Origin of the sequence: Collinsella sp. SGI.095 (assembly GCF_050314535.1) — a bacterium.
Lineage (GTDB): Bacteria > Actinomycetota > Coriobacteriia > Coriobacteriales > Coriobacteriaceae > Collinsella.
Genome location: NZ_JBNPNG010000047.1, coordinates 1 through 1,502 on the forward strand (window position 1 = coordinate 1; position 1,502 = coordinate 1,502).

General features: G+C 65.4%; 1 protein-coding gene. It reads right to left on the reverse strand.

Going from position 1 to position 1,502, the window contains the following annotated elements; translation table 11 throughout:
• Positions 1-102 precede the first annotated feature (102 nt).
• A complete protein-coding gene (locus ACQRCA_RS08365) occupies positions 103-1,383 on the reverse strand; it encodes an IS256 family transposase (protein WP_427719880.1) in 1,281 nt (426 codons plus the stop codon).
• Between the last annotated feature and the right edge of the window lie 119 nt (positions 1,384-1,502).

Sequence of the window (1,502 nt, forward strand, 5' to 3'; positions counted from 1 at the left end):
GGTAGTGTCGCAAAAGTTGGTGTAAGGCTCGCCTCGCGATTGTGGCCGGAGGCCGCCTGAGCGAGGCGAGAATCACCTAGAATGCCGTCATTCTAGCTCATGTCACGCCGCCTTCCTGCCGGAAATCGGGTTGTCGGCCACGACGAGCGCGATGATCCTGGCCGCGTGCTCTGCCGCGGTGCCCTCGTAGGCGTGCTTCGGCGCGTTGACTTTTGCGCCCTCCACGGCCCTGCCTATGGAGTCGTCGCTGAACCAGCGTCGGCCAGCCCATTCCTCATCCAGCTCGGAGAACACCGCACCCATCATCCTGATCAGGGATTTCCTGGACGGGAACACCTGCACGACGCGGCTCCGCCGCTTGAGCTCTCGGTTGGCGCGCTCCTGCACGTTGTTGGTGCGCAGCCTCACGTGGTGCTCGTAGGGGAAGTCCAGGTAGGCCAGGGCGTCGGCCTCGGCCTCCTCAAGGATTGCGGCGGCCTTGGGGCAGAAGCCCTCTATCTGGCCTATGGCCAGCTGGTACAGTTCCCGCACCAGCTCAGGGTCGCGCTCCGAGAACACGGCCTTGAGGATGCCGAGGATCGCGGCCCTCTTCTGCCTGGTCGGCGCGTTGCCGGCGGCGTTGCGCATCAGGTGCACGATGCAGCGCTGCCACGCGGCGCCGGGGAAGACCTCCTGGATCGCGCGCCTGAGGCCCTCGTGCGCATCGCTGGTGACGCAGATGACGCCGTCGACCCCGCGCGCCCGCAGCGAGAGAAGGAACGCCCTCCAGCCGTCGTAGGACTCCGTGTCGATGGCGTCGAGCCCCAGAAGGCGCCTGTACCCGCCCGAGCCGGCGCCGATGGCGGTCACGAGCGCGGTGGACTGCACGCGGCCGGCGTCCCTGCACTTGATGTAGGTGGCGTCGAGCCAGATGTAGGGGTAGGCGACGTCGGACAGGTCGCGTTCCTGCAGGTCGGCGACCGACTCGTCCAGCGACGAGCACATCCTCGACACCTGGCTGGCGCTCATTCGGTCTATGCCCATGGACTGCGCCACGCGCTTCACCTTCCTGGTGGACACGCCGTTGGTCACCATCTCGGAGACCGCGGCGACGACCGCGCGGTCCGCGCGCGAGTAGCGCTCGATCAGGTCCTCCGGGAAGTAGCTCCCCGCGCGCAGCTTCGGGATCCTGAGGTTGATGGTCCCCACGCTGGTGGTGAGCCTGCGCTCGCGGTATCCGTTTCTCTGGTTGCCGGCCTCGCAGGCCTCGTCGGCCTGGGCGTCCATGATCTCGTTGACGAGCGACTCGGCCATGACCCTGATCAGCTCCGTCATGTTCACCATGCCGTCGTCGAATCTCGGCATCTGGGTGCCGTCGCCCGCAATCTCGTGTATCTTGTCCATATGCGGTTATTGCCTTTCCACGAATCCTGACTTCAGCAATTAGAATTCTAGGCGATAACCGCTTCCTGCTTTCTACGGCCAGGGAAGCGGCTCCTTACACCAACATTCGGCACGCGATC

Coding starts and splice junctions, on each gene's coding strand:
- ACQRCA_RS08365 (WP_427719880.1), bottom strand. CDS start 1,383: ATGGACAAGATACACGAGATTGCGGGCGACGGCACCCAGATGCCGAGA.